The 5,829-nt window shown below is 74.2% G+C and carries 8 protein-coding genes; 6 read left to right on the top strand and 2 right to left on the bottom strand.

What is annotated here, in order from left to right; translation table 11 throughout:
* Positions 1 to 1,841: thioredoxin domain-containing protein (locus MHW47_RS31095; protein WP_239227214.1), on the bottom strand; the 1,841-nt coding region annotated here is incomplete at its 3' end.
* A gap of 132 nt (positions 1,842 to 1,973) precedes the next feature.
* Here MHW47_RS31095 and MHW47_RS31090 point away from each other — a divergent pair.
* Positions 1,974 to 2,540: a Uma2 family endonuclease gene (locus MHW47_RS31090; protein ID WP_239227213.1), complete on the top strand. Its 567-nt coding sequence runs from the start codon at positions 1,974 to 1,976 to the stop codon at positions 2,538 to 2,540.
* A 142-nt stretch (positions 2,541 to 2,682) separates the two neighbouring features.
* On the opposite strand, the gene MHW47_RS31085 is transcribed toward MHW47_RS31090, so the two are convergent.
* Positions 2,683 to 3,111 carry a hypothetical protein gene (locus MHW47_RS31085; protein WP_239227212.1) on the bottom strand — a complete coding sequence of 143 codons (429 nt, stop codon included), beginning with the start codon at positions 3,109 to 3,111 and terminating at the stop codon, positions 2,683 to 2,685.
* A 184-nt stretch (positions 3,112 to 3,295) separates the two neighbouring features.
* Here MHW47_RS31085 and MHW47_RS31080 point away from each other — a divergent pair, with 184 nt between their 5' ends.
* From MHW47_RS31080 to MHW47_RS31060, 5 genes are all read left to right on the top strand, one after another.
* On the top strand, positions 3,296 to 3,997 hold the full coding sequence (locus MHW47_RS31080; RefSeq protein WP_239227211.1) for a DUF2249 domain-containing protein: 702 nt from the start codon (positions 3,296 to 3,298) through the stop codon (positions 3,995 to 3,997).
* Positions 3,990 to 4,445 (top strand): hypothetical protein, encoded by a 456-nt coding sequence (locus tag MHW47_RS31075; RefSeq protein ID WP_239227210.1) that lies wholly within the window; start codon positions 3,990 to 3,992, stop codon positions 4,443 to 4,445. Before MHW47_RS31080 ends, MHW47_RS31075 begins: the two co-directional genes overlap by 8 nt.
* A complete protein-coding gene (locus tag MHW47_RS31070; protein ID WP_239227209.1) occupies positions 4,442 to 4,618 on the top strand; it encodes a DUF6104 family protein in 177 nt (58 codons plus the stop codon). The genes MHW47_RS31075 and MHW47_RS31070 overlap by 4 nt, the downstream gene beginning before the upstream one ends.
* Positions 4,619 to 4,659: 41 nt before the next feature.
* The gene (locus MHW47_RS31065; RefSeq protein WP_239227208.1) at positions 4,660 to 5,379 is read left to right on the top strand and encodes a metalloregulator ArsR/SmtB family transcription factor; all 720 of its coding nucleotides are present in this window, start codon (positions 4,660 to 4,662) and stop codon (positions 5,377 to 5,379) included.
* Positions 5,380 to 5,538: 159 nt separating this feature from the next.
* A partial coding sequence (locus tag MHW47_RS31060) for a hypothetical protein (protein WP_239227207.1) occupies positions 5,539 to 5,829 on the top strand: 291 nt, incomplete at its 3' end.

Below are 5,829 nucleotides of genomic sequence, written 5' to 3'. Positions count from 1 at the left end.
CCCAGCAGGGCCGTACGGTGCAGCTCGCCGCCGACCGGTCCTGCGACCGCCACCTCGCGGGGGCCGTCGAGCAGCGCCTCCGCCACCGCGAGCCCCCAGCCGATGAAGCGCGGCGCGCGCGGGCCCAGCGCCTTGACGACGCCCAGGGCCTCCTCGGCGGCGGTGCGGTGGGGCTCGGAGCCGGTGTGCGCGGCGTACGAGAGGAGCGCTCCGGCGGCGGCCGTCCAGCCGGCCGGGGTGGCGCTGTCGGTGGGGTCCTGGGGGCGCCGGATCAGGCGCTCGGCGTCGTCGGCCGTGTCGTACAACTGGCCGCCCTCGCCCCGGAAGTGCTGGAGCACGATGTCCAGCAGGAACCCGGCGAACTCCAGCCAGGCCCCCTCGCCGGTGACGGCGGCCAGGGCGAGGAAGCCCTCCGCGACGTCCCCGTAGTCCTCCAGCACCCCGGCGTGCTCACCGGCGCGCCCGTCCTTGGACGTGCGGACGAGGCGGGCGACGGGGCCCATGTGCACCCGGACCAGCAGGTCGGCGGCCTCGGTGGCGCGCTCGACGAGGTCGGGCCGGTCGAAGTAGGCGCCGGTCTCGGCGAGGGCGGCGATGGCCAGCCCGTTCCAGGCGGCGACCACCTTGTCGTCCCGGCCGGGGCGCGGGCGGGCCTCACGGGCGGCGAGGAGCCGTTCGCGCACCCGGGCGGCGCGGGGGTCGCCGGGATCTCCTGCGTCGCCGGGCAGTTGGAGGACCGAGGCGCCCTCCTCGAAGGTCCCCTCGTCGGTCACCCCGTAGTACGCGGCGGCGAAGGCGGCGTCCTCCTCGCCCAGGACCTCGCGCAGCTGGTCCGGCGTCCACACGTAGTAGGCACCCTCGACGTGCCTGCCGTGGGCGTCCTCGCTGTCGGCGTCGAGCGCGGAGGCGAACCCGCCCTCGGGGGTCCGCAGCTCGCGCACCATGAAGTCGGCGGTCTCCAGGGCGACCCGGCGGGCGAGATCAGACCCGGTGGCGCGCCAGAGGTGGGCGTACACGCGGCACAGGAGCGCGTTGTCGTAGAGCATCTTCTCGAAGTGGGGCACGACCCAGTCGCGGTCGACGGCGTACCGGGCGAAGCCGCCGCCCAACTGGTCGTAGATCCCGCCGCGTGCCATCGCCTCGCACGTGCCGGCGGCCATCTGGAGGGCGCCGTCCGCCCCGGTGCGGGCGTGGTGGCGCAGCAGGAACTCCAGCGCCATGGACGGCGGGAACTTGGGCGCCCCGCCGAACCCGCCGCGCTGCTCGTCGTACTCCCGGGTCAGCCCGAGCAGCGCCTGCGCCATCTCCGCCTCGCCGGGCGGCCCGTCGCCGCCGTGGGCCAGACTCCGCTCGGACAGGTCCCGCACGATCCGCCCGGCGACCTCCCCGACCTCGTCCCGCCGCCCGGTCCAGGCGGCGGTGACCCCTTCCAGCACCTGCCGGAACGAGGGCACGCCGTGCCGCGACTCGGGCGGGAAGTAGGTCCCGAAGTAGAACGGCTCGGCGTCCGCCGTCAGGAACACGGTCATCGGCCACCCCCCGTGCCCGGTGGCCGCCTGCACCGCCTCCATGTACACGGCGTCCACATCGGGCCGCTCCTCGCGGTCCACCTTCACGGACACGAAGTGCTCGTTCATGTACGCCGCCGTCGCCTCGTCCTCGAACGACTCGTGCGCCATGACGTGGCACCAGTGGCACGACGAGTACCCGACGCTGAGCAGCACGGGCACGTCCCGCCGCCGCGCCTCCTCGAACGCCTCGGGCGACCAGGGCCACCAGTCGACCGGGTTGTCAGCATGCTGCAGCAGATACGGCGAGGTCACACCAGCCAACCGGTTCATGCGGGCCACCCTCTCACAGCACCGCCCCCGCCCAGGGGTACCCGCGCGGGACCGCACCACCGCTCCCGGCCGCCCAGTACTCTGAGGCTCAGCGGCACCCGGTTCGCCGAGGCCTCTCGAAGGAGGTACACCATGACCGCCGAGATGGTGGCGCCCGCGTGGATGCATACGCAGATCAGCGCGGAGCAGTACGACTCCTGGTCCGAGGAGCAATGCGCCGGCATCGAGATCGTGGACGGGATGGTCGTCGTGAGCCCGAGCGCCTCCAAGCGCCACAACCGGCTGGCCCGCGTCCTGGCCAACGCCCTGGACGCCGCCGCGGGCCCCGACTGGAACGCCGATACGGACTTCGACGTCCGCCTGCAGGACGTCCCCCTCACCAACCGCCGCCCTGACGTCACCGTCTACCGGGCGGAGACCATCGACGTCACGCCCACCCGCCCCGAGCACGTACTCCTGGTCGTCGAGGTGGTCTCACCCGGCTCGGAGACCACGGACCGGATCGTGAAGGTGGACCAGTACGCCAAGGCCGGCATCCCCTTCTACTGGCGCGTCGAACAGGCCGCCACCGGCGTCCCCCTCGTCTACACGTACATCCTCGACCCCGCCACCAAGGCGTACCGGGACGGTGACATGTTCACCGGCGCGATCAAGACTGCCGCGCCGTTCCCCGTCACTGTTGACTTGGGCGTCGTCTGACCACACGCGTGCACGTGGTAGGCGACGGGCGTGGGCACGAGGAGCACCCGACGCTGAGCAGCACCGGTACGTCCCGTCGCCGCGCCTCCTCGAACGCCTTGGGCGACCGGGGCCGCCCGTCGGCCGGGATGGACGCACCCGGCTACGCCGTTGCCAGGGTGATGCCCAGGGCCATCAGGGCGGCCACCTTCGCGATCTCGAAGGCCACGTAGTACACGTGGCCCCGGGAGCGCGGGAGGTCCTCGCCGGCCAGGACGCGGTCCGACCTGCGGTTCAGGGGGCGGCGGACGGCCACCAGTTGGACGGTGAGCAGAAGTGCCACGGCGGCCAGGAGGGCGATGACCGCGGGGGGCGGGTCGCCGAGGGCGATCGTGAGGATCAGGGCGGCGGTCAGGGCGATCTCCACGCGGTTCAGGGCGCGGAAGACCATGCGGCCGATGCCCAGTCCGATGGGGATGGTCACCCCGGGGGCGCGGAACTTCAGGGGCGCCTCCAGGAAGGAGATCGCCAGCACCATCCCGAGCCACAGGAAGGTCAGGGCACCCGCGACCGCGGCCGATGTGGCGTTCATGGGAACGAGCCTCTCCTCTGCGTCCGGACGACGTCTTGTTTCTACGAACGGTACAGGTAATAAATAGCCGGTCCGGGTCGAGAGTGGCTCGCGGGGTCATGGTCCGGCCGTTTTTACAACATCGCATGTAATAATTCCGAGCGGCACCGACCGTGCCCGGTCCGACGACGAAGGAGAGCCACCCATGCCACCTGCCGCAGAGGTCTTCATCCAGGCGACCGGCACCGACCCGGCCGTGCGGGCGCAAGGGGTCGTCGAGCACGCCCAGGGGCAGTTGCTGGAGCGCCTCGAAGCGGTGGACGCGGCGCACGGGGAGTCCGCCGCCCCCTTCGCCGAGCGGTTGCGCCGCTACCTGGCGGCGGCCGACCTGTCGCTGTACGCGGCGGCGTCCGGCGCGGCCGGGACGCGGCTGACGGTCCGCGCGCTGCGCACCCAGGCCGCGGTGATCGGGCGGCAGCTCGACGCGGTGCTCTCCGCGGCGGACGGGGCCGAGCGCGAGGGTGCCGTCCGCGCGCTCGGCGGCGGGCTCGCGGTCCTCCTGGGCGCCGAACGGGACGTACTGCTGCCCGCGCTCCGGGAGCTGCCGGGCGTCGACCTGCCCTCGCTCGCCGAGGACTTCAGCACCGTCCTGGAAGGCGGCCGGCTGGAGGACTCGGCGGTCATCGACGTCCGCGAGATCCCGCACGGCCGCCGCCACCCCCGCATCTTCACCCGCTTCGCCCGACTCGCGGACGGGGAGTCCTTCGTCCTGGTCAACAACCACGACCCCAAGCCGCTGCGCCGGGAGTTCGAGGCGGCCCACCCCGAGGCGTTCACCTGGGAGTACGTCGAGTCCGGGGCCGAGCAGTGGCAGGTCCGCATCACGCGGGTGGCCGCGCATGCCTGAGACCCGGCCGCCCGAACCGGCGCCGGGACCGACCCCCGAGCCGGCCCATGACCCCGCCGCCCGCCTCCTGTGTGACGTACGCGCTCCCGCCCGCACCCCCGACGCCTCCGGTGTCCTGTGGAAGCTGGCCGAGTCCGGCCGGCAGCTCGACGCCAATCTGGTCCGGCTGCCCGCGGGCGAGCACATCGGCAGCCACGCCGAACCCGACCTGGACGTGCTGGTCCTCGTCGTAGACGGCGAGGGCGCCCTGCACACGCCGCAGGGGGAGCTGCCCCTCGCCGAGGGGGCGCTCGTGTGGCTGCCGCACGGCTCGACTCGGAGCATCACGGCGGGGCCGGAGGGCCTCGGCTACGTCACCGTGCACCGCCGCCGGCCGGGCATGCGGATTCGTCCCCATCCCGATTCCGCCCTGGCGTCCGCGCGCCCCGCGCCGGGGCGGCAGCCGTGATCGACCAGGCGCTGGAGACGCTCCGGGCCAACCGGGGCACGGAGTCCGTGCGGCTGGCCTGGCTCGCCGGGGAGCTGCGGTACTTCGTCGACCTGAACCCCGACTTCGAGATCCCGGTGGACCGGCTCACGACCTGGCTGGCCCGGCTCGACGACCTCGACGAGGACGAGTGACGGCCGCGTTCCTCCGACCCCCGCTGGGTAAAATTGGCCGAATGAGCGAGTCGACGTTCCGCGATCCGGCCGGGGGCGGCAGCCTCGGCGCCGTGGGCGAGAGCCGGGGTCACGTCCTGGACGTCCTGCGCTCCGCCGCCGGCCCGGTGGGCGTGCGGGAGATCGCCGAGCGGACCGGGCTGCACGCCAACACCGTCCGCTTCCACCTGGACACGCTCGTCGGCGACGGGCTCGCCGAGCGCGAGAGCGAGGCGCTCGGCCGGCCCGGCCGTCCCCGTGCCGTGTACCGCGCCACCGCGACCCGGACCGGCGCGGACCGCCGCAGCTACCAGTTGCTCGCCCACATGCTGACGGGCCTGGCGGCGGAGAGCCTGGAGCAGCCCGCGCGGGCCGCCGCCACCACGGGCGAGGCATGGGGCCGCTATCTCGCCGACACGCCCTCCCCCGCGCGGCGCCTCACCGCCGAGGAGGCGATCGGCCGGCTCACGCGGGTGCTCGACGAGGCCGGGTTCGCGCCCGGTCCTGTCGAGGAGGGCGAGCCGGACGCCGCCGTCGTCCCGCTGCGCCACTGCCCGTTCCTGGAGATCGCGCGGGAGCACCGCGACATCGTGTGCTCCCTGCACCTCGGCCTCATGCGGGGCGCCCTCAAGGAGGTCCGCGCGCCCCTCCGGGTCGACCGCCTGGAACCGTTCGTCGGCCCCTCCCTGTGCCTCGCGCATCTGACGCCCTCGGACGACCTGCCGCTGGACGGCGCCGCCTGACCGTGCGTCACGCGGGCCCGCGCCGCGCGGTGTTCACCGCCGGCGGGCCGCGCACGTTCCCTCGCGCCGGGGCGCGGTACGCAGGACACTGGTCGTCGCGGCGGCCCCCGTGACGGGGAGGGGCCGGCGCCGTGACACCGGAGCCGGAGGGGGACACAGATGCGGATACGGGACAGTCACCGGGCGGATGCCGAGCGGCTGCTGGCGCGGGCCGTGGAGGAGGAGGCGCGGCGCGCCGGCGGTGGTGCGGACGCGGCGCTGCTGCTGAGCCGTGCGCGCGCCGCCCTCGACTCCATCGCGGCCGGGGCGGAGGAGGAGTACGCCGCGTACGTGCGGGCGCTCGACGCCTCGGCGGAGGGGCGGCGGCTGCGCCGGGAGAGTCTGGCGACGCCGTTACTGGTGACCGGGGTCGCCGCCGTCGCGGCCTTCGGCGCCGACGTGGCGCTCGGC

The sequence above is a fragment of the Streptomyces sp. OfavH-34-F genome (assembly GCF_022347745.1).
GTDB lineage: Bacteria > Actinomycetota > Actinomycetes > Streptomycetales > Streptomycetaceae > Streptomyces.
Note: the sequence above shows the minus strand (reverse complement) of the source record. Positions and strands in the feature narration are given on the sequence as shown.